This window comes from Geodermatophilus sp. SYSU D01180 (assembly GCF_054050415.1).
This window is the reverse complement of sequence record NZ_JBJGZH010000001.1, coordinates 267,441-289,718: the sequence shown is the minus strand read 5'-3', so window position 1 is coordinate 289,718 and position 22,278 is coordinate 267,441. Positions and strand designations below refer to the sequence as shown.

Here is a 22,278-nt window from a genome sequence, read left to right as displayed (position 1 = left end):
CATCCTGCGCCCACTCACCCAGAGGGGTTCCCTCCCGCCGCGCGCACCTCGTCGGCCGCCACACCGGGGAGACGCCGCGGGAACCGAACGCGGCGGGCCCGCCTGCGACTCCCTCCACGGCCCCACGCCGCGCCCCGCGGGCGGCGCCGCCGAGAGACACACCGGCGTGGCGCCGTGGTGCGCTCTCCACGTGGCGGAGACCGCGGTGACCGCGATCCCCAGACCCAGGGCGGTCAGCAGCCGAACCCGCCGCGGCGGGCCCCCGAGGCGATCCGCCGGCTCTCCCCCTTCCCGGCGCTGAACCCGCGGTCGCGCGGCCGATGCTCGCCGCGGGCGGCCGTGCGGGTGCAGCCGCGCGGTCGCTCAGGCGGTCCAGACGTGGTCCGGGTCTGCGAGGTTGCGCCTCACGAGCTCGATGTCCCGCAGGTCGGCGAACGGGCTCTTCGCGGCCAGGGTCGTGATGGCGCCCAGAACCCCGGCGACGCTGGAGACGTCGTCCGCCATCGCCCTGTCCAGGGCCTCGAACAGCCGCTCGAAGACCTGCTCCCGCTCGTCGAAGGACCGGTCGAGGTAGCCCAGAAACAGGTCCCGGCGTGCGTGGATCTCGGCGATCAGACTGCGCTCCCGGGCCGAGATCGCGGCCCGCGCAGTGACTCCGCGCTCATGGACCTCGATCCAGCTGCGTCCCAGAGAGACGATCTCCCTGATCAGGTCGAGCCCTGCCGGAAGGACCGACGGCGACGGCCCGCCGACGCCGAGGGGTGCGGGGATCATGGTGCATGCCTTTCCATCACGTCGGAGGACGCGCGGGAGACCTGCCCGTCCGCGTCGAGCAGTGGGGTGTCGAGGACCTCGCCGACCGCCGTCATCAGAAGGGCGGTGCGCTGGAACGCTTCCGCGTGCACCGCGGGGTCGAAGTCCAGAGCTGACAGCAGGGCCAGCGCGACCCGGGCGCGCTCGTCGAGCTGGGCCAGGACGCTCCGGATCTCCCGGATACGTCGGTTCAGTCGCCGGAGCAGGCGCTCCTGCAGGCGCATCTCCTCGATCGCGACGGTGACATCGGCGTCGTAGCGGTGGGCCTGGGTCAGCGCCTGGTCACCCTGGACGGCCAGCGTGATGCCGCCAATCAACAGCGCGGGGGCGAGGGCCACTCCGGTCAGGACGATCCCACCGGCCGCGACCCCGCCCCCGCCGGCGGCCAGGGTGCCGCCGCCCAGCCAGGCCAGGGTGGCGCTCTCCGCGGCGGCACCGGACAGCCCCGAGATGGCGGCGCCCGTTCCGGCCACGGCCAGGGTGCGCACCCCGGCCAGGGCCGCCTGTTGCGCGGCCATCGCGCCGACCGCGGCTGCGGCGCCGCCGGCGAGCAGGCCGCGCGCATCGGCGACCACGACCCGCAGCTGCGGAAGACTCGGCACCGCCACCGGGATGCCGCCCACCGTGGTGTGCCGCAGCCGGCGCACCTTCCGCTGGTTGCGCTCCAGCCAGGCCACCCACTCGGCGATGGTCGTGGTCTGCACCTCGATTCGGCGGTACCCGTACCGCTCCAATGCGTCGGCGGTCCTGCCCCGCGCCCGGCAGTGACGCTGGTGCGCGGCGTCGTGACGCCGCTGGGCGCCGGACACGATGCCCTGCGCCTGCACCATGGTGCTGACGCCGTGCACACCGGCGCCGGACCCGGCGAGCCCGGTGACCGCCAAGCCGATGACGACGGGGAGGAAGGGCAGCGGCATCAGCCCACTCCTCCGAGCTCGGACAGCGACGCCCCGGACCACCACGGTCCGGACGGGCCGCGGCCGGAGACGCCGGCCCCTGCCACCGTCCCCGGGCGCGCGGGCACCCGCCGGGGATCGGGCCGCACCCGGTCCGGGCCGGCCGGGTGCGGCGGCCGCGTCGTACGGCGCGCCGCCTGACCGGTCAGGTGCCGGCCGCCGCAGTGGGGGCAGTGGTAGCTGCGGCATTCCCGGCGGCGTGAGGGCAGCCCGGCGGCCGCATGGGCGGCGGCCAGACCCCGGCAGTCGCGGAGCGCCAGCCGGGCGTCCTTGGCATCCCGCAGGCGCAGCTTCCCGGTGGCCGGACAGTGCGGACGCCGGTGGCGACGCCGCCGCCGGGCGGTCCGTGCTCGGGAGGCGCGGCCCGCGCCGTTCCGCCGGGGCATCAGGCGGCCCGTCCGGTCAGGGGCGACGGGGACACGTCGGGGGCTCCGACGCCGGCTGGGCGGCCGCGACCATCCCGGCGCAGGGACGTCGGGGAGCCGGCGGTCGAGCGGCACGGCATCCGGTGAACGAGCATCTCTTCCTCTCCACGGTGGCGTTGCGGGGTGGTGCCGTCACGGTGCCGGGCGCCCCCGGCCCCGAGGGAGGGCGCGCAGATGGACAGTTCCGTGGGAACAGCACCCGCGCCCCCGGGGCTTGGTGCCCGCCGCCTCGAGCGCACCGCCCGCCACGGCACCAGTGCGGGGTGCTCGTACTCGCGGGCGCCTGGATCAGGCGCCCGGCCACGACCGAACCGCCCGGCCACGACCGGGACGGACCGGTCGTGCTGCGGCGCCGCCACGCACGGCCGGGTGCCTCGCGCCCAGGGTGCGCCGCCCCGATCGCTGTACGGGCCGGGACGCACGGTGATCACCGGCCGGGAGGCGGCCCGTCCCCGGGCGCAATACTCGGCGCGTGACCCAGTTCGTGCCGGATACGGCCTCCTGCCGGACGTTGTACGAGTTGGTCGAAGCCCTGGAGGAGCACCTCCTTGCCGGCGAGGACTGGTCGACCTTTCCTTGGAGCGCCTGGCACGCGGACAACGCGAACAACAACGGCGGACGGATCATCAGCTGGGTCGCCTGGAGAAGGCTGAGACGCCAGCTCGAGGCGGACGGGAACGCGGCGGCGCATCGCAACCTCGCGCGGCTGCTCCTTCCCGCCGCCCTGGCGAAAGTGCCCCCCACCGTCATGAACGGAGAGCTGCGCCGCCTGCAGGAGCTCACGACCAGCTACAACGACCCGGACAGTGACGTCGACTGGCACCTCATCGGCCAGGAGTCCGCCGACAGCCACTACACCCGGATGGCCACCGCGGCGCTGCGCGGTCCCGGCCTCCCCAGTGACCTGCGGTCCCTGGAGGGCGGCGCTCTCCTGGTCCTTGCCGAGATGGTGTTCGCGCGCCATCTGACATACGCAGACCTGACCGGGATTACGCAGGCGAATCTCCGCTCGGCGGGACTCCCGTTCCTGCAACTCGTCGAGGAGTGCATCCGCGCAACCGCGCCCTCGAGTGACCTGTGCCCACAGGTGGCGAGCGTGCGGCTGGCCCTGTTGCGCGCCACGGCCAGCATCGCCGCCGGCCGCAGCGGCGGCCGGCGAGGGCTGACTGCTCGGGACCAGCTCACCCAGGCGTCGGACCTCCTGCAGCACCTGCGCACGCAGGAACAGCCGGGGGCCCGCAAGACGTGGCAGCTCCTGTACGACCGTCTGCTGACCCTGCACGCCCTCTCCTCGCCCCCCGCCGCTGACGCCCACGCGAAGGCCGGGGTGGATGAGCGGTGGCGGCGGCTGTCGCTGTGCCTGCCCGTGCTCTTCCGTTGGGCCGCGCACACCGGCACGCGCCCGGTCGGCCGAGAGCTCGGATGGGCCGACGTCCCCGCGCAGCTTCTCGTTCACGCCATCACCGACCTGCAGGCGGTCGGCGCCCTTCGGGCGGCCGAAGGCCTGCTCGCGGTCGCCAGCAGCGACGCGACGTGGGAGTGGCTCCAGGGCAGCGGTCGCCTCAACGACCCGGGCTGGGTCCACCTGTTCCGGTGGGCCCAGTGGCAGCGCACGCGGCCCTCCACCCCCCGTGCCGCCGGGACCGATCGGCCCGTGGCCACGAGCGCGGAGGACCTGTACCGCGCGACCCGGCGCCTCCTGGACCTGGCCGACTTGGCACGCCTCGCCCCCCGCTCCGGGCTGCTGCCGGAACCGCTGGGTACCCGCCTCTGGCACCTGACCGAGGGCCCGCGCCATCACGACGCCGAGATCGCGGTCGAGTGGTCCCGGGGTCCCGGTCCCGATGCCGACGATCACGCGGCCGCGCGCGTCCCGGCCGCACGACTCACGTCCTATGCGGCGGCTGCGCTGGAGCTAGTCGAGGAGGGGCACGCCCTCACCGGACTGACCGACAAGCAGATCTACGAGAGGGCGGGCCACCCCAGGAGCACCGCTGACCGGGATCTCAAGGTCCTCGCTGACGAGGGCTCCCCTCGCTGCCGTCACTGCTGGCGGAGGCTCGGGCGCCGGGCGCTGGCCGCCGAGTGGCCGGCCGAGGCCCTCGTCCGGCACCGTGCCGCCCTCGCTGGGCTCGAGGCGGCCCTCATGACCTGCCCGACCTGCTCGGCCGGCTTGCCGGAACTGCCTCCGCAGCCACTTCCCCGTGGCTTCCCGGCGCTCAGCGGAACAGCCGACATGTGCCCACGCCAGCTCGCGCTGTTCGCCGCCGCCCGGGCCGAGGCCTACCTTCCTCACTCTCGCATGTCTGCGGCGGTCGAGTACCGGTATGCGGCGCAAGCCGCCGCGGTCGCCGTCGAGGACCTGCCGCACGCCCGGGCCTACCTGCAGCGGGCACGCCAGAACGATCCGCGGCCGGCCGACGACGACGAGATCGAGGGCTACCTCGACGGGCGGCTCACCCAGGCCCCCGCCGCGGACGGGCGCGGGCTCCCGCGGACGGCCGCATGGCGGATGGGCTGGCTCAAGGGGATGACCGGCCGTCCCGACGCAGCCGGACACGTCGGCGACCTGCTGGAGCACCTCGCAACGATGAAGCCCACCGGAGGGTGGTGGGCTGCGGCGCTCGCGGTCGGCGGCGTCCTGGTCACCGCCCCGGGAGGCGCCGGCCCGCAGGCCCGACGCCTCACCCACCTCGCGGAGAAGACGGCAGCCCTCGCCCCCGCGCACCCGGCGTCGGTCGCGGCCCTCCACGGGCTGGTCGCCGCGGCCGAGGGCCTCGAGGCCGAAGCCCTGCAGCACCTGCGGACCTTCATCGCCACCGGCGGCGGCATCCGGACCTTGGTCAACACGAGCATCCCGGCACTCGTCCTCGCGGTGACCCTGGAGCAGCGGTGCGGGGACAAGGCACGGGCGCACCTGCTCGCCCGGCTCCTGAGCACACCCCCGGCCATCGACGCCGCCGCCGACCTCCTGCACGCCGATCGAGAGCAGTGGTCCAGGGCCCGGAGCCAGGACAAGACACCGGTCCTGGTGCCCGACCAGGTGGCCGAGGACTGGTTACGCGCCTTCGCCCAGACCTGGGTCGCGGCAGCCGAGGGCGATCCCGGAGCGACGACAACGCTCCTGGCCACCGCACGGCACCGTGACCTCATGGATCTCGCCGACCGCTTCACCCCGACCGCCGGCTATCGACCCCCCTACGGGCACCTGACGTGGCTCAACCCGGGGCACGGCACCAGGCCCTGAGCGGCCCCGCGGCGCAGGTTGGCCGGTCTGCGGAGGCTGATCTTCGCGCCCTCCGCCGGTATCGGCGGCGCCACCCCGCCGACCCCGCGCGGCCGTCCGAAGGACATGACCGTCGCCGTCCGACCGGATGGCGGAGCGCTGCCTCGATCCGCCGCGAGCCCTCCTCGTCGAGCAGGACGGACCGTGACGGCCCCGTCCTCAGGCGGCCCGGCTGCGTGGTGTGACGACGGTGCCGGCAGGCGCGCCGCAGCAGGCCGGGGGCAACTGCCCGAGCACGGCTTGGATCGACCACTCACGGAGGTGCGGCCGGAGCGGCCGCGGCTTCCGACACCCGGCTCAGGAATGAGCCGCGCTCCCGCTCAGATCCTGGACTGGACCGTGTAGTTTCGCGCGGCCGACGACCAACGGGGATGACATGAAGCGCGCAACGGTGGGGATCGTGGCTGCGGCGACCTCCGCGACGCTGGTGGGCTGCGGCGCCTCGGACGCCGATCGCACCGAGGAGCTCCGAGAGGCCATGCGCGTCCACTACGAGTTCGACAGTGCCTACGACGGGCTGGGCACAGTGACCGTTCGCGGCGACGAGGCGATCGTCGACACCGAGGCCTGGGCAGACCCCGCCTACGGCGCCTACCTGTACTGCTCCTGGGTCGAGAACTGGGTGCGCCGAGACCTCGACGATCCGGACATGGACGTCGTGGTCATCATGGACGGCCAGGAAGTCCTCCGGGCCCGCGGCCTGTCAGAGACGTGCCTGGACGCCGAGCCGCAGGTGTGACGTCGCCAGAAGATCGAGGCGCCGCCCGATAGGGCCTACAAGGGTCGGGAACCGCCGACGTCGAGCAGCGTCGGGCGCCGTGACAGCGGCCGCCGGCGGCGACCGGGTGCGAGCCGGGCTGGTCAACGCCGACGCGCATGGGTCGGTGCTTGGGAGGGGCCCGCGCCGCACCCGGCACATCACCTCCCCGTACCGCGACGGAGCCCGTCGCCGCACCGACCTCGACCGGCTGCGGCGCCGCACCTCTGCGATCCGTGGGGGCCGCGAGCGGCCGACACAGGCATCCTTGCGGTGGCACGCCGGCCACGAGCGCCCCTCCGGCCGTGCCTGCGCCCACCACCGGTCACGTCACTCGATCGATCAGCGCGGAGACGATGTCCCTGGCCGTTTCGACCGGCAGGAACTCCACAGCTCGCTGGCGCGCGAGGTCCCGCGCCTTGATGGAGGCTGCGTGACTGATCTGGCCGGTGATGCAGACCGCGACGTCCTTGTCGGCCGCCAGGCCTTTCCAGGCACTCAGGTTCGGCTTCTTGTGGCGCTCGCACGGTAGCCACGAGACCTCGCGCGGGCCGATCGCCGCCTCCAGGTCCGCCACGACGCGCTCATTGACCTGCCCGCCGACGATGTTGACGCGCACGTCCGCATAGTGCTGCCGCACCCGGCTGGTCTGCTCGGCCGCCAGTACCGCGTTGGGCTCCAGACAGATCGGAACGTTGTCCGGGGGTGGCGGGGACACCGACGCGTGCGCGCCCGGCGTCTCCCACACGTCCCCCACCGAGGCGACGCCGAGAACGACGTCGGCACCACATCGGCTCAGGTCCTCGGCAAGGGCCGACGAGGCCGCCGAAGATCCTCGATACCCGACGACCGAACAGCCACCCCCGGTGACGGCATGCTGCACGACCCGCGACAGGACCTGACCGAGCAGGCGGTGGAAATCGCGGCGCAGCGCCTCGGGAGCGAGTGCCGGCGGACGCTCCGGCCAGCCGAACTGGGCGAAGTGCTCGTAGGCGAGCCGTCGCGTCGACTCACCCACCCGGGCACGACCATCCCCGGACCACTCGGCCAACCGCAGCCAGAAGGCCGCCATCGACGCTTCGTCCGCGCCCGCCGTCGGCAGGAGGAGCACCGGATCGAGGAGCAGGGCCCTACTCGACATGGCGGTCTCCGCCGGCGAGCCGGGCCTGCACCGCTCGGATCAGCAGCCGTGAGTCATCGTCCTGTGCGTCGAAGAAGCCCCTCGGCCAGTCGCTGAGATCACCCATGTCGTTGAGCTCGAGGTTCCGGAACCGTGTGACGCCCTCCTCGTCCTGTTCCGCGAACAGGATGTCGACGTCTGCCGGCTGTATCCGGGATTCGGCCACACGGCGCCGGACACGCGTGACGAGGTACTCGCTGTGCGTCTCGATGAGGTACTTCACGTCCGGGCGGGCCATGAGGAAGAAGTCGGCCAGCCGGGACTGCACCGCCGGATGCAGGTGGAGTTCCGGTTGCTCGAGCAGGAGCACCGCGCCCGCGGGTGCACTCAGGCCCGCCGCGACGACCGGGAGGAGCTGGCTGGCTCCCACGCCGATCGTCGTGAGGTCCCGATCGACGCCACGGACCCGGACGCGCAGTCCCCGACCGAGCTTGCCCTGGTCGAGGACGTCCACCGCCTCCCCGACCCCTAGGTAGGCGGTCCAGCGCGAGACCGCATCGGGCAGCGCGGACTCCTGCCGCTCGCCGTTCCAGTCGTAGTACACGACGCGGTCCTTGGCACGGCGGGCGAGGACGTCGGCGGTGTACTCGCCACGTGCCCCCACGGGCAGGCCACGGGCACGACCACCGGACGGGGTCGCGAGTACGTGCGGCTCCTCCCGGAGCGGACCGAGGTACTGAACGGAGCTGCTCAGCCGGCGAAGCGCCTCGGTCACTGCGAGACCGGCCTGCAGAGCCACGGAGAACTGCGCACGCATCGCGGTGGGCGCTGGACTGTAGACGCTGCGCGCGAACGCCGTCGCACCGACATATCCACCGGTACGGCCGGCCAGCGGGAGGACCGCCCACTCCCTCCGGGCCGTGAACTGGGCGAGCTCCTTCAGGACAGCGAGGTACTCATCTGGCCCGAGATCCCGAATGAATCGCGTCGCAGACTCCCGCACCGGCGTCCGTTGCATGAACAAGCGTCGAAGGATGCTCGGGACCTCGCCCTCCACACCCCTGTAGGCCTCGAAGATGTTCCGCAGCTCGAAGAGCAACTGCTGGGCGAGCACGGGGTCTTCTCGCATGTCCTGACGCTTGAACAGGCGCTTGTACGCCGCGAACAGCTGCGCCTCGCTCTGCTTGTAGACCAGCGCCTCCGGCAGCGCCGCGCGAAACGCCAGGTAGGTCCTTGCGGGAGCAGACCGGTCCTCCAGCGTCGCCACTCGCAGGAACGTCGCGGCGGTGGGGATCTGTTCGGCGACGACCTTGAGATCGGCGGCCGGGACGCGTTCCCCCGTCGCCTCCAGGATCGTGCGGCCATCCTCGTCGGTCAGGACGAAGTATGTCGGCTGCACTCCGGAACGATTGGCCCGGAAGGACAGCTCCGCCCGCAGCGGGACCGATGAGGCATCAAGGTCACGTCCTCCGGCCGGCGGCTCGACCTGGACGCCGACCGTGAACGCATCGAGCCCCGAACGGATCACGTCCCGAGGTTCACCGAGCCGCACCAACGGGCCGTTCAGCACCGGTTCGTCTTCACCGAGGCTCTGCCCGAGGAACAGCAGCGCCTGCAGCAGCGACGACTTACCGGAGCTGTTGGCCCCGGCCAGCACCGTCAATCGCCTGGGGTCGACCTCCGCCTTCTCGATCGACTTGAAGTCCGCGATGTGCCAGCTCAGGAGCTTGGGCTGGTCCATCCTCCTCCCGGCAGGCGGAATCGGACGGTCGTGCAGAACAGACATGAGCCTCCAGACCTCGCGGGCGACCCTAGGTCGCGCAGGCTGGCCCGCCCATGCCCCGCACGGGTGTTGTGGCTCCTGAGGCATCTGAGATTCATCGAGTGGAGGGGCTCACCTCAGCCAACGTGGACCGCAGAGACCTGTCGGGCGCAGCAGACTCCTCGCGGACCTCCCCTCCGCCACCGACTCTGGCGACCACTCGGCCAGATGCGGGCGCGTACGGGGGCCGACCCCGCTCATCCAGCAGACGACGCCCATCGCCGCGCACACCGGCGTCGGCGTCAGCGCCCGACCGTCAGCGGTGTCAGAGGCCCTTGGTCAGGTTCACCTTCTGCGGGACCGGCATGGCCATGAGGAGGTCGGCCTTCACGTTCACCGGCCGCTTCGGGGCGCGGACGACGCGGCTGCGGGCGGCCAAGTCGTGGACCGCACGCCCCCGGGGACGGTCCACCAGCGCCGCGACGAGGTTGATCACCCACGCGAGCAGAGCGATCGGCGAGTAGTTGGGCACCAGCAGGACGAGCATCCGGATCGCCGCCTGCCCCATCGTCAGGTTCTCCTGCGTGATGTCCGAGACGACGCGCAGCCCCAGCAGCCCCTTGCCCAGCGTCTGCCCCTGCCGCCGGACGAGCAGGACCCACTCGACCATCACGAACGCCAGCAGCAGCGATATGCCGCCCCCGATCGCACCCCAGACCTCGCGGTGGCCGGTCGAGTTGAGCAGCAGCGCCAGCGGCAGCAGCACGATGCTCACCGGGATCACGAAGACGAACGCGAGCACGATCGAGACGGCCAGATCGATGAGCCGGGCCGCGAGCCGCTGCCCGACGCCCGCGGGCTGCACGCCGTCCAGGTCCGACTGGTGGCTGGTCACAATGTGCTGCGGTGAAGTCACCGGGCGATATTGCCAGCCGCCTACGGCAACATCAACAGCGCAGATGCGCTGGTCAGCCGTGCTTCCCCGCCGAGCACCCCGCACGCTGCTGGTCGCCGGGAGCCCGCTCCGTGACTCCGGTAGGGGCCGTCCAGCCACCGGCCGCCGGTGTTTGTCTTACCGGGTCAAGACGACCGCGTAACGAGCCAAGCGCGGCAGACGTCGCAGGGCCGGAACCAGGCGTGTTGCGGTCGCAGACGGGTTCATGTCGTGGCGTCGGCTACGCGTTGGGCTCCGAGAGGCGTCTTCGTTGGGTTCCTCACGTCTGCGGTCCTCGCGCAGCACCTGCATGACGTCGACCTTGGCTGACGCGAGGCAGCGTCAGCCGCTGACCTGCCAGAGTTCATAGGCGTCGCAGGCCACCATGTCAGGCAGGCAGCGCACTACCACTCCGCGGCGGGGCATCCGGCGGCCTGCAGCGCTAACCGCGGCGCGACCCGTTGACCACTTCTCTGTACCGGCCCGTGTCCGCCAACTGCGACCCTCCGAAGACCTTGCTGCGCGCCCCGCCGTGCCGAGCGTCGTCCCTGTAACAACTCCCCCACCTCCGCGTCGGCGCACCCGTGCCGACCTGAAGCGATCAGAATCGCGAGCCGACACAGACCCGTGAATGGGTGAGCTGCAGGCGCGCGTCAGCGCGGGGCGGGCGAAGGCTGCCCCGGAGGGGTTCTGCAGTTGGTCAGGCGACCGGATCGAGGACCACGGTGTGCCCGAGTTTCTCCAGTTGGGCGACCAGCCTACGGGTGTGGGCCTCGTCGTTGCGTCTGGCCAGCCAGTCCGGGCCCAGATCCCGATAGGGCTCGTCGCGCCGGAGCATGAAGTAGGCCGAGACCAGGATCGAGTGCGCGACCGCCACCTGGGCCCGGGCCCGGCCGCGGCGGCTGGTCAGCCGGGCGTGCTGGGCGGCCAGATAATCGCGCCCTTCATCCGCCCGACCGAGCCGGCCGCCTCGACCAGCATCGCGGTCAGCCACTTGTTGCCCGGCCGGGTGCCCACCGGCGTGCGCTTGCCGGCCGACTCGTGCACTCCCGGCGCCAACCCGGCCCAGGCGGCCAGATGCGCCGCGGAGGGAAACCGGGACATGTCCCCGCCGGTCTCGGCCAGGATCACCTGGGCCACCTTCGGCCCGACTCCGGGAATGGTCTGCAGCAGCGCCAACTGGTGCGCTCACGGCCGGCAGGCATCCGCGATGACCGCGTCGAGCTCGGCCAGCGCCGCCTCGATCAGCTCCAGCCGGTGCAGCATGGAGCGGGCCAGCTGCGCGTGGCCGGCGTCGAAGTGCCCGGTCAACGCCTCGGTCAGGGCCGGGATCTTCTGCCGCATCCGGGTCCGGGCCAGCTCGGCGAGCACCGCGGGGTCCCGCTCCCCGGCGATCAGCGCGCCCAGCATCGCCCGTGCCGACACGGTGGTCACGCTGGAGGCCACCGCCGAGAGCTTGATGCTGGCGTCCTCCAGCATCAGCTCCAGCCGGGTCGCCTCCCGGGTGCGGTCCCCCATCAGCTGCACCCGATACCGGGTCAGCATCCGCAACCGACGAATGTCGGCCGGCGGCACGAACAAGGGCCGGAGCAGGCCGTGCTCGAGCAGCTGGGCGATCCACTCCGCATCCCGCACGTCGGTCTTCCGCCCGGGGACGGCCTTGATGTGCGCGGCGTTGAGCAGCCAGACCTCCAGCACCTCCTCCAGGCAGTAAAACGGCGCCTTCCAGTAGGTCGAGGTCGACTCCATCGCCGCGATCGTCACGCCCTGCGCCAGCAACCAGTCGCGCATCACCTCCAGCGACCGGGTGGTGGTGGCGAACGTCCGGGTCTCCGCCCGCCGCCCGCGCGGCCCGGGCGTGCGCACACAGACCGTCAGGCTCGCCTTGCCGATGTCCAGCCCGGCGACCCGCTCGAAGAGCACTTCCACCGTCGATCCCTCCTCCGGTCGACGACCGACAGGCGTCGTCCGGAGGGCCCTCTGCCAGGAAACAGACCCACGCGCTCTACGGCAGCAATCACGGGCGCCCGAGGACCCCGCGCCATACACCTCAGCGGGCTCTCCCGCGCCACTGTGTCACGGCGTCGCCGGGCGACCAGAGCATTCTCATCCGCACGAGCAGCGATCAAGATCGCAATCGGTCACACCTCATGCATTCTCGGTTCAGCAGCCCTGAGGTGAGGCAGGCCAGCGCCGTCGACGCCGTCGGACGGGGGGCTGCCTATCGAAGTGAAGGAGGGGGCGGCTCGGCGGTGAGCCGGGCAGCTCCGACTCCGCGCCGCCGGACCCCGTGCCGGTCGAGGATCTTGCGCACCGCGGAGAACGATCGGTCGGTGAGCTCGGCCAACTCGCGGAGGGAGCGACCCGCGGCGTACTGGTCGACGACGTACCGCTCCACCTGTGCCTGGACGGCGGGATCCGGGCGTGGAGAGGCTGTGCCCGCGAAGGCGGTCACCGCTCGGTGCTCCTTGCGGGGCGGGTAGGGCACGGCGGGACGGTAAGGGTTGGCGGCCGAACGCGTCGTCACTCGACCGGGGTGAGGGCACCCATCGGAGGCCCGACTGCGGCGCTGCGTCAGTGGTCGGTGACGGGTCGGGCGTGGTGGCGCACCGCCGCGGGGTCGGCTGGAGGACTCCGGATCCACGACCGGAGGTCGCGTTCCTAGCGTCCGCGGCCGTGATGTCCCTGCACAAGCTGACAGCGGGTGACGGGTACACCTACCTCACGCGGCAGGTGGCGGCGCTGGACGCCACCGAGCGGGGGCACGCGGGCCTGGGCGACTACTACTCCCAGCGCGGCGAGTCGCCCGGCACGTGGGCCGGGCGCGGCCTGGCCGGGCTGACCGGGGTACTCGCCGGGCAGCCGGTCGGCGAGGAGCAGATGCGAGCCCTGTTCGGCCAGGGACGCCATCCGGACGCTGAGCGCCTGGAGTCGGAGGCGCGGGCGGCGGGACGGTCACCGCCGGAGGCGCGGGCCGCGGGCGCCCTCGGCCAGCCTTTCCGGCTGTACAGCACCGCTCCGGCCGGCTTCCGGGCGCGCTGCTCGCAGCAGTTCGCCGCCGTGAACGCCGCGCGCGGCCGGCCCCGCGACGCACCGCTGCCGGCGGAGGAGCGGGCCCGGATCCGCACCGAGGTGGCGCGGACCCAGTTCGCCGCCGCGCACGGCCGCCCGCCGGGAGACGCCCGCGAGCTGTCCGGGTTCATCGCCCGGGCGTCCCGGCCGGCGACCCGGGCCGTGGCCGGCTGGGACCTGACGTTCTCCCCGGTGAAGTCGGTGTCGGCACTGTGGGCACTGGCCCCGCCGAAGGTCGCCGCACAAGTTGAGGCCGCGCACGCCGCGGCGGTCGCCGACACCCTCGCCTGGCTGGAGGAGCACGCCGCCTTCACGCGGCTGGGCGCCGACGGCGTGCGCCAGGTGGAGACCACCGGCCTGGTCGCCGCGGTGTTCACGCACCGCGACTCCCGTGCCGGCGATCCGGACCTGCACACCCACGTGGCGGTGAGCAACAAGGTGCAGACCCGCGACGGACGGTGGCGGGCGCTGGACGGGCGGGTGCTGCACAAGGCCAACGTTGCGGCCTCCGAGCGGTACAACACCCGGCTGGAGGCCCATCTGGTCGACCGGCTCGGCGTGCGCTTCGCCGAGCGGCCCGGCGGGGAGGCCGACAAGCGGCCGGTGCGGGAGGTCGTCGGCACCGACGCGCGGCTGCTGTCGGCGTGGTCGTCTCGGCGGCGGGCGATCGAGGCCCGGCGGGCAGCGCTGGCCGCGGACTTCCACCTCGAGCAGGGCCGGCCGCCGACGGCGGCCGAGGCCATCGCGCTGGCCCAGCGGGCGACCCTGGAGACGCGGGAGGCCAAGCACGAGCCGCGCTCGCTGGCCGAACAGCGGGCGACCTGGCGGCGCCAGGCGCTCGACGTGCTCGGCGGCCCGGCCGCGGTCGCACGCATGCTCGACGACGTCCTGCGCCCGCGCCCCGCCGCGGCTCCCCGCCTCACCGCGGCCTGGGTGCGCTCGGCGGCCGTTCGGGTGCTCGACACGGTCGCTGGGCAGCGGGCGACCTGGCAGGCCTGGCACGTGCGCGCCGAGGCCGAGCGGGTCGTGCGCACCGCCGGCCTAGCGCCGGCCGACGTGGACACCGCCGTCACCCGGATCACCGAGCACGCCCTCTCCCCCGCCCTCTCGGTCGCGCTGGGCAAGCCGGATCCGGTGGTCGAGCCGGCCGAGCTGCGCCGCGCCGACGGGACCAGCGTCTATACCGTCGCCGGTGCCCGGCTGCACACCTCCCCCGCGGTGCTGCACGTCGAGGCCGCGCTGCTCGCCGCGGCCGGCCGGACCGACGGCCGCCGCACCGACCCGGCTGTCGTCGAGCTCGCGCTGCTGGAGACCGCGGCCAACGGCACCGACCTCAATCCCGGCCAGGCCCAGCTGGTCCGGGAGCTGGCCGACAGCCGCGCGCGGGTGCAGCTGGCCCTCGCCCCGGCCGGCGCGGGCAAGACCACCGCGCTCGCCGCCCTGGCCCGCGCCTGGACCGCCGGCGGCGGCGACGTGCTGGGCCTGGCCCCCTCGGCGGTGGCCACCGCCGGGTTGCGCGAGGCGATCGGTGCCCCGTGCGACACCCTCGCCAAGCTGCTCTGGTCCCTCGATTCCGGGGACCCGCCCGGCTGGGTCGCCGGCATCGGCCCGGGCACGCTGGTGCTCGTCGACGAGGCGGGCATGGCCGGCACGCTCGACCTGGCCCGCGCCGTCGCTCACGTGCTGGGCCGCGGCGGATCGGTGCGGCTGATTGGCGACGACCGACAGCTGTCCTCCGTCGCCGCCGGCGGCGTGCTGGCCGAGATCGCCGCCACCCACGGCGCGGTGACACTCACCCAGCTGGTGCGCTTCACCGACCCGGCCGAGGCCGCGGCCACCGTCGCCCTGCGCGACGGCGATCCCACGGCGCTGGGCTTCTACCTCGACACCGGCCGGGTGCACGTCGGCGACGGAGCCACCTGCGCCGCGCAGGCCCACGCCGCGTGGGCCGCCGACCGCGCCCGCGGCGCCGACGCGCTGCTGCTGGCCGCCACCCGCGCGGCCGTGCAGCAGCTCAACGAGCGGGCCCGCGCCGACCGCCTCGCCGCGCTCGGACACCCGCCTGGGCCGGAGGTGGCGCTGGCCGACGGCACCCGGGCGAGCGCCGGGGACCCGGTGATCACCCGCGCCAACGACCGGCGGCTGCCGATCGGCGCCGCCGACTGGGTGAAGAACGGCGACCGGTGGACCGTCACCGCCGTCGGTGAGGACGGTTCCCTCGCCGTGGCACATTCCGGCACCGGGCGGCGGCTCACCCTGCCGGCGGCCTACGTGCGCGCGCACGTGCAGCTGGGCTACGCGTGCACGGTGCACGGCGCGCAGGGCGTCACCGCCGACACCTGCCACACCGTGCTCACCGGCGCCGAGTCCCGGCAGCTGCTCTACGTGGCGCTCACCCGCGGGCGGACGGCCAACCACCTGTACCTGGCCACCGTCGGCGACGGGGACCCGCACAGCATCGTCATCCCCGCCGCGGTGTGCCCGCCGACCGCCACCGACCTGCTGGTCGGAATGCTCGGCCGCGACGGCGCCCAGACCTCCGCCACCGGCGCCCGCCGGGCGCTGGCCGATCCAGCGGAGAACCTGCACGCCGCGGCCTCCCGGTACGCCGACGCGCTGCGCGTCGCCGCCGAGCACCGCCTCGGCGCCGCAGCCGGAGCAGAACTGGAAGCCACCGCCGCGCAGCTGCATCCCGGACTGACCGCCGCGGCGGCGTGGCCGACGCTGCACGGGCACCTGGCGCTGCTCGCCCTCGGCGGCGCCGACCCGATCGCCGCCCTGCGCACCGCGGCCGCGGCCCGGGAGCTGGACAGCGCCCACGATCCCGCCGCGGTGCTGGACTGGCGGCTGCCCGCGCCCGATGCGACCGGACCGCTGCCGTGGTTGCCCGCCGTGCCCGCGGCGCTGGCCGGCGATCCGCACTGGGGGCCCTACCTCGCCGCCCGCACCGCCCACCTCATCGCCTGTGCGGCCCGGGTCGCCGCCACCGCCACCGCTATGACACCGGCGACCGCCCCCGGCTGGGCCCGACCGCTGCTGGACCCCGACGCCGCCGCGCTGCGCGCCGACCTCGCCGTCTGGCGGGCCGCCTCCGCGGTGCCCGACGCCGACCGGCGCCCCACCGGCCCACCGCGTCCCGCCGTCGCCGACCGCCGCCACCAACGCCGCCTCCAGGCTGCCCTGGCCGCCACCACTCCGGGCCGGGGCGGCGCGGTGTGGGCGGCGCTGGCCGACGGCATCGATCCCCGGCTGCGCCGCGATCCGCACTGGCCGGCGCTCGCCGACCGGCTGGCCGCCGCCGACCGCGCCGGCCTCGACGCCGCTGGCCTGCTCGCCGCGGTGGCCGCGCGGCGGCCGCTGCCCGACGAGCTGCCCGCCGCCGCGCTGGCGTGGCGGCTGGTCCCGCACCTCGCTCCGGCCACCGTCGCCGCCGCGCCGGGCGCCGAGGTACTCCGCCCGGACTGGTGCGCCGCGCTGCTGGCGCTGCTGCCCGACGGCCACGGGCCGTGGGTGCCGGCCGATCCCGCGTGGCCGGCCCTGGTCGCCGCGGTCGCCACCGGGATCCGCGGCGGCTGGTCTCCCGCCGACCTGCTCGCCGCCGCGGTCGCCGGCCTGCCCGCCGCGGACGGCGACCGGGGCGGCAGCGGACTGGTCGAGGCGCTGGTCTTCCGCGTCGCCGCGCTCACCGACCCCGCACCCGTCGAGGTCCCCGAGCCGCTGCCGGCCGACCTGCAGCCGCCCGACGACGCCGACCAGCTCCTCCTCCGCGACGACCGGGCCGCCGCCGTTCCCGCCGGTCCGGCGGACCCGCCCCCGGGTGACCGGGATGCGCCGGTCGATCCCGACGAGGACACCCCGCCGCCGGTCGCGCCGCGGTACGCCACCCCGGACCCGTTCACCGGGCCCGGGCGGCCCGAGGCCGACGAGGCGGACTACCTGCTCGAGCAGCACTTCTGGGCCACCGCCGCCGTCGGCCGCGACCGGCTGATCGAGCTCAACACCCAAGCCGCCGCCTTCTTCACCGACGCCTATCCCGGCTCCTGGGCGCCCGACTATCTGCGCCGGCGGCTGGGCACCGACCTCACCGGCGACCCGCGCTTCGACCCCGGCCACGCGCCGGGCGGCTGGACCGCGCTGGTCCACCACCTGCGCCGCCGGGGCGCCACCGACGACGAGTTGCTCGCCGCCGGCCTCGCTCAGCGGGCCCGGACCGGGACGCTGATCGACCGGTTCCGCGACCGGCTCACCTTCCCCATCCGCGACGCCGACGGCGTCATCCGCGGCTTCGTCGCCCGCCGCCACCCCACCGCGCCCGACGACGGCCGCGCCGGACCCAAGTACCTCAACACCCCCGGCACCGACCTCTACCGCAAGGGCGAACACCTGCTCGGCCTCCACGAGAACCGGGCCGCGCTCGCCGCCGGCGCCACCCCCGCCCTGGTCGAGGGACCGCTGGACGCCGCCGCCCTCACCCTGGCCGGCGACGGGCAGATCGTCGGCGTCGCCGTCCTCGGCACCGCGCTCACCGACCGGCAGGCCGACCTGCTGCGCCGCCACCTCCGCGGCGACGGCGCCGGCGTCCTCGTGGCCACCGACGCCGACGACGCCGGCCGGCGGGCCGCCGAGCGGATGTACTGGCAGCTCACCGCCCGCGGCGACGACCCCCGCCGCCTGGTCCTGGCCGGCGGCCTCGACCCCGCCGACCTCCTGCAGCGGAAGGGCGACGCGGCGCTGCGGACGGCGGCCGAGTCCGCCGGTCACCTCGCCGACCTGCTCCTCGCCGCCCGCCTCACAGCGACCGCCCACGACCCGAGCCCCGCGGCCGCGCAGGACGCGGTCCGCGACGCGGCGGCCATCATCGCCGCCTCGCCGCCGGCCCGGTGGCTGGACCGCATCGACCGGGTGACCGCGGCCCTGCACCTGCCGCCGGGCACCGTCCACCGGGCCGTACTCGACGCCGGGCCGGTGCCCGGGCTCCCGTCGAGCAACGGCGACCCCCGGCGTACGCGACCTGCGAGCGCGCCGACGTCCGCACCGATACCGACACCGTCGCAGCGTTTGGCGTCCGTCCTGCCGATCGCGGCGAGCGCACCCAGCGGCTCAGGGCCACCGGGGCCGTAGACGAGCGCGTCTGCAGCCTTGCTGCCCCAGAGATGCCGATTGACACCGAGGGTCCGTCCGTGCGTGCGCGGAGCGCCCAACGGATCAAGCCCCCCGCCACTCATGTCCCTGAGGGCGGCCTCAGGGACATCTGCTTCCCGAACGTCGCCATGGGACGCGGTGACGGAACGGTGACGGCCCGGTGACGCAGGTGCTGCAACTCTGGCCTTCGAGGGATTTCAACGGCCTTGAGCAGGCCGGGCATGAAGGAGCGCACCAGCGACAACTCGTCGCGTCACCGTGAATCAGGCATTAGACGCTGGATCTGCGTAGCAGACAGTAGGCGACCTTCCAGCTTTCCGTGACGTAAGCAAGGGGGAGCCATGAAGAGCCAGCCCGTGGATCTGACGCTTCAGACGTCTCGTCCCCCGTTGCCTCAGCTGACAGAGTCCCTACCGGCGTTTCAGCAGGCCGGCCCTGACTGCGTCACCATCCTGCCCACATACCAGTGCAATGCGGCATGCGCGGAGTGCTGCTTCGAGTCCAGTCCACGCATCCGACACCGGATGACGCCAGAGGACCTCTTGCAAGCAATCCAACGTGTGGCTGATGAACTGCCCTCGGTCCGCTACATCGTTTTCTCCGGCGGGGAGGTCACCCTGCTCCGTCATGGCCTCTTGGACGCCATCCGGTTGGCCACCCGCCTAGGCCTAGCGACCAGGATCGTCTCCAACGGACACTGGGGGCGATCGGATGAGTCCGCGGCCCGTTGGGCACGTGACCTGCGCGAGGCGGGATTGCAGGAAATGAACTTTAGCACCGGTGATGAGCATCAAATGTTTGTCCCCTTCGACAGTGTAGCCCGCGCTGCCCTGCACTCCGTTCGCAACGGCCTCATTACTTTGATTACCGTAGAAGGAAAGGACGGCGCAAGGTTCACGGATCGCGAACTCAGAGAACATCCCGCGATTGCAACTATACGCGCCGACCCGGAGCTATGCGGAAGATTTCTCATGATGACGAACGTCTGGATGCCCTTTCATGCTGACGCCGATGTGACGAATGACAGTGTCGATGGTTGCACAACGGGGTGCGACAATGTCCTTGAGAATTTCGTAATCAACCCATATGGCGCACTTATGTCTTGCTGTGGACTAACGATGGAATATATTCCCGAGATGAAGGTGGGACACCTGGACTCGGGCGAGTCGCTCCGCGAGACCTATGTCGACCAGTACCGGGATCTCCTGAAGCTTTGGATCTGGCTCGATGGGACCGAGAAGATCTTCAGTGAGGCCGTTGATCGCGGCTCACTGGATAGGTCAAAAATATCGCCTCACATGTGCGCTACATGTGCTCAGATTTACCGGGATCCTGAAGTACGCACGATCGTCGACTCGCTCGTCCGCGAAAACCGGGAGGCGATTCTATTCAGAGCCGTTCTGAAGGCGCGCATGACAGGGCGAATTCCCAGAGAGCTAACGAAAGCAGCTGCAGAGGCAGCGGGGATGTCGTCCGCGGAGCGGAAGGTGGACGGTCACTCATGACTAGTGGGCCAAGCTCAAGGGATCCGAACCGCGCTCAAGCTAGATTGTTCGGAGCGCCAGATCCAATCACCTTTCGCGATACGCCTGTAGGACGTGCACTCGCAGCCTCGGCCGAAATCCACTTCGACACACGCGAGGAGCAGGATCGGCTCATCGCGATTGAGAAGCTGGCCCTCGACATCTTCGAAGATCCAGTTGCCGCGCGCGCATTCGTCGTAAACCCGAGTGAGTACCTACGTCGGTCAGGCTTCGAGAATGTAGAGCTCGATGTGGCAAGTCCAGAGGTCCGTGTTGCCATGGCCCTGGGTGATCCCGAGGTGAAGCGCGCAGCGTTGAATAATGACGTAGACGGCTTTCTGGATGCCTTGCGGGAGCAAGGCATCGTTACCGAACCGGGCCGGCAGATATTTGCGGTGTTCCCGGTAGAGATTGCCGCTGTTCTCTCTGCTGTCGCGTGGACCTGGGCTGCCGCTCTGCATAGCGTGGCCGCGGCAATGATGGTGGAGACCTTTGCTGCCTTGCATTCTAGTATTGCAATAAAGACTACAGTGAAAGGCCCACTCCCTGTAGTGGAGCCCATGTCTCGGGATGAGCATCTCCGGATGATCCAGGGTGTTGCCGCGGCAGCAGGGGACGAGGAGTTCGTGCGGGCCGTCGGCGACCGCATCGTTCGTGAGCTCTACGAACGCTACGCCGACTTGCACGCCTCCGTGGTGGACGTTTTGGAGCCAGTGCTAGACACTGAGGAGGTTGAGGCACTGCGCGAGAGAGGACAGCTGCCCCCTCGTCGGCGTCGTTCGATCGATTAGGCCACGTCGAAGGGGCGAAATTACCATGCCTCCGAAGACGCATCGCCGTACGAGCAGTCAATACGTTCGCCGCGTTGGGTCCTTGCTCTTACTGCTGGCGCCTCCGTTCTATCCGCATCCCTAGCGCTGCTGACCTTGTTGAGAGCAGGGCGGGCCAGTAGGCGACTCGTCGTCATGATTACGGGTATCGAAGTCGCATCCGTGACGCTTATTTCACCGTTCACTCGACCATGGGCCACGGTGGATGTGGAGTCGCTTACGCTTCGCCTGGGACCCGTGCACCGCACCCTCCCGCTGTCAGACGTTGATTCTTGCGAGCCGGTGCGATACCACTGGCAGCAATGGGGTGGATATGGCATTCGGAGGTTGGGTAAGACCGTTCTGTACAGCGTTCCGGGCGACTGCGGGTCTGCTGTGCTTTTCAGACTGCGCAGCGGGGACCGCATCTTGTTCTCGTCGCCGGACCCGCGGGCGATGTGCGCGGCGGTTGCCGAGCGACTTCATTAGCCCTCGGCCTGCCCCTTATAGGTTGCTGCCGCACGCCTTCCCGTCGTGATCGGTAGCTACCTGAGCGACTTCGCCGTCCTTACGGACGACCAGCGCTGGTAGCCGGATGCGACCGAGGTGTCCCATAGTGGGCCGCTTTGGGACATCGTGATGGTCCGCGCTGAGCGTCACGGCGGATGTTGTTCACCTCCTGTCGTGCCGGTCTGACGCTCACCGCGGTCGTGGCGGTTCGCGGTGATTGCTGCTGTTGTGGAGTTGTTGAGGTGCGTGTGGTCGGGCCGGTTGCTGTCGGGCGTCCGAGCCCGCCAGTGGTCAGGGTCCCAGACCGCCGCGGCGTGTCAGGCGGCCCGGCGGGATCCTGCCGGCTAGTGCTCAAGGTCGTCGCTGCGCCGGCCGTTGCGGTCAGTGCGGTGATGAACCGCCGCTCCGCAAGGGGCCGGGTCCGCCAGGACGCCGGGGCCCTGGGCTCGTCCTCAAGACAGCCCAGGGCCCTCCTCTACGTGACCGTCTGTGGCTTGGCCGTCAGCGTGCGCAGTCAGGGCAGCCGTGCTGCGTCGGCACTTCGATCGCCGCCCCGGCAGGACTACGGCTTGGGCTCATCTACCGGGCAGGGCTTGGTGTGCCACAGCGTGTCTCCCCACCGATGAACACTGTCGCCCGGCTGGATGGGCTGACGGCAATGCGGGCACACGGGCAGTTCCCCGGAGCCGTTCCACGGATCGCTGTACTCCCAGCTACTGGGCGTCATCATCCACTCCTCGGTCTGTGGCCAGTGTGGCCAGGACATCACGCCTGCTACCGGTGAGGAGCAGTTCTGTCGGACCGTTCCGGCCGGTCGGGAGGCCTTGGCTCTCCTGGCGGCTCATCGCATGCCGGCGTTTCTCAGGGCCCGGGCGAAGCGAAGGATTCGGATAAGGCCGCCGCTGACGCTCCAGATGAACACGGCTTGGCGCGGTGTGTTGTTCCCAGGGAGAAAGATGCCCACCCGGAGCCGCTCGGCCAGCTCGTACACCGCCGCAATCTGCTCGTTCGTGAGCGGTCCTCGCTGCTGCAGCATCACGTTGACGAGCCTCATGCGCGACCCCTCCTCAAGCGTTTGGCCCCGCGCTGACGATCTTCAACATGGTGTGCCCAGGTCAGGCGGCCAGGCTACTGCCCGCCTCACCGCCCCACCTGAATGCGTTGTCGCC

The 22,278-nt window shown here is 72.2% G+C and carries 15 protein-coding genes; 5 read left to right on the top strand and 10 right to left on the bottom strand.

The annotated features are described in order from the left end of the window. Window positions 1-363 precede the first annotated feature (363 nt). Together ACI8AA_RS01375 and ACI8AA_RS01370 are read right to left on the bottom strand one after the other, a co-directional pair. A complete protein-coding gene (locus ACI8AA_RS01375) occupies window positions 364-774 on the bottom strand; it encodes a hypothetical protein (RefSeq protein ID WP_457042719.1) in 411 nt (136 codons plus the stop codon). Next, complete coding sequence (locus ACI8AA_RS01370) at window positions 771-1,730, bottom strand: hypothetical protein (protein WP_457042718.1); 960 nt, start codon at window positions 1,728-1,730, stop codon at window positions 771-773. Before ACI8AA_RS01370 ends, ACI8AA_RS01375 begins: the two co-directional genes overlap by 4 nt. A gap of 936 nt (window positions 1,731-2,666) precedes the next feature. On the opposite strand from ACI8AA_RS01370, the gene ACI8AA_RS01365 reads away from it, so the two are divergent. Together ACI8AA_RS01365 and ACI8AA_RS01360 are read left to right on the top strand one after the other, a co-directional pair. Continuing rightward, window positions 2,667-5,441 carry a hypothetical protein gene (locus ACI8AA_RS01365; RefSeq protein ID WP_457042717.1) on the top strand — a complete coding sequence of 925 codons (2,775 nt, stop codon included), beginning with the start codon at window positions 2,667-2,669 and terminating at the stop codon, window positions 5,439-5,441. Between the two features lie 439 nt (window positions 5,442-5,880). Further along, window positions 5,881-6,219, top strand: coding sequence for a hypothetical protein (locus ACI8AA_RS01360; RefSeq protein ID WP_457042716.1), 339 nt, complete (start codon window positions 5,881-5,883; stop codon window positions 6,217-6,219). 343 nt (window positions 6,220-6,562) lie between these two features. Here ACI8AA_RS01360 and ACI8AA_RS01355 read toward each other — a convergent pair whose 3' ends face one another. From ACI8AA_RS01355 to ACI8AA_RS01325, 7 genes are all read right to left on the bottom strand, one after another. Then, window positions 6,563-7,378: a hypothetical protein gene (locus tag ACI8AA_RS01355; RefSeq protein WP_457042715.1), complete on the bottom strand. Its 816-nt coding sequence runs from the start codon at window positions 7,376-7,378 to the stop codon at window positions 6,563-6,565. Then, window positions 7,368-9,098, bottom strand: coding sequence for a DUF3696 domain-containing protein (locus ACI8AA_RS01350; RefSeq protein WP_457042714.1), 1,731 nt, complete (start codon window positions 9,096-9,098; stop codon window positions 7,368-7,370). Before ACI8AA_RS01350 ends, ACI8AA_RS01355 begins: the two co-directional genes overlap by 11 nt. Before the next feature lie 346 nt (window positions 9,099-9,444). After that, the gene (locus tag ACI8AA_RS01345; protein WP_457042713.1) at window positions 9,445-10,035 is read right to left on the bottom strand and encodes an RDD family protein; all 591 of its coding nucleotides are present in this window, start codon (window positions 10,033-10,035) and stop codon (window positions 9,445-9,447) included. A 718-nt stretch (window positions 10,036-10,753) separates the two neighbouring features. Then, window positions 10,754-10,930, bottom strand: a complete 177-nt coding sequence (locus ACI8AA_RS01340) for a hypothetical protein (RefSeq protein WP_457042712.1) — start codon at window positions 10,928-10,930, stop codon at window positions 10,754-10,756. Between the two features lie 29 nt (window positions 10,931-10,959). Continuing rightward, a complete protein-coding gene (locus ACI8AA_RS01335; protein WP_457042711.1) occupies window positions 10,960-11,232 on the bottom strand; it encodes a transposase in 273 nt (90 codons plus the stop codon). Between the two features lie 9 nt (window positions 11,233-11,241). Beyond that, window positions 11,242-11,982 (bottom strand): IS110 family RNA-guided transposase, encoded by a 741-nt coding sequence (locus ACI8AA_RS01330; protein WP_457042710.1) that lies wholly within the window; start codon window positions 11,980-11,982, stop codon window positions 11,242-11,244. A gap of 292 nt (window positions 11,983-12,274) precedes the next feature. Next, on the bottom strand, window positions 12,275-12,451 hold the full coding sequence (locus ACI8AA_RS01325; protein ID WP_457042985.1) for a helix-turn-helix domain-containing protein: 177 nt from the start codon (window positions 12,449-12,451) through the stop codon (window positions 12,275-12,277). Between the two features lie 281 nt (window positions 12,452-12,732). On the opposite strand from ACI8AA_RS01325, the gene mobF reads away from it, so the two are divergent. The 3 genes from mobF (at window position 12,733) to ACI8AA_RS01310 (ending at window position 20,581) form a co-directional block, all read left to right on the top strand. After that, window positions 12,733-18,246, top strand: coding sequence for a MobF family relaxase (gene mobF / locus ACI8AA_RS01320; RefSeq protein WP_457042984.1), 5,514 nt, complete (start codon window positions 12,733-12,735; stop codon window positions 18,244-18,246). A gap of 362 nt (window positions 18,247-18,608) precedes the next feature. Beyond that, the gene (locus tag ACI8AA_RS01315; RefSeq protein WP_457042709.1) at window positions 18,609-19,772 is read left to right on the top strand and encodes a radical SAM protein; all 1,164 of its coding nucleotides are present in this window, start codon (window positions 18,609-18,611) and stop codon (window positions 19,770-19,772) included. Continuing rightward, window positions 19,769-20,581, top strand: a complete 813-nt coding sequence (locus ACI8AA_RS01310) for a hypothetical protein (RefSeq protein ID WP_457042708.1) — start codon at window positions 19,769-19,771, stop codon at window positions 20,579-20,581. Before ACI8AA_RS01315 ends, ACI8AA_RS01310 begins: the two co-directional genes overlap by 4 nt. Before the next feature lie 1,369 nt (window positions 20,582-21,950). Here the strand turns inward: ACI8AA_RS01310 and ACI8AA_RS01305 are convergent. Then, window positions 21,951-22,163: a hypothetical protein gene (locus tag ACI8AA_RS01305; protein ID WP_457042707.1), complete on the bottom strand. Its 213-nt coding sequence runs from the start codon at window positions 22,161-22,163 to the stop codon at window positions 21,951-21,953. Between the last annotated feature and the right edge of the window lie 115 nt (window positions 22,164-22,278).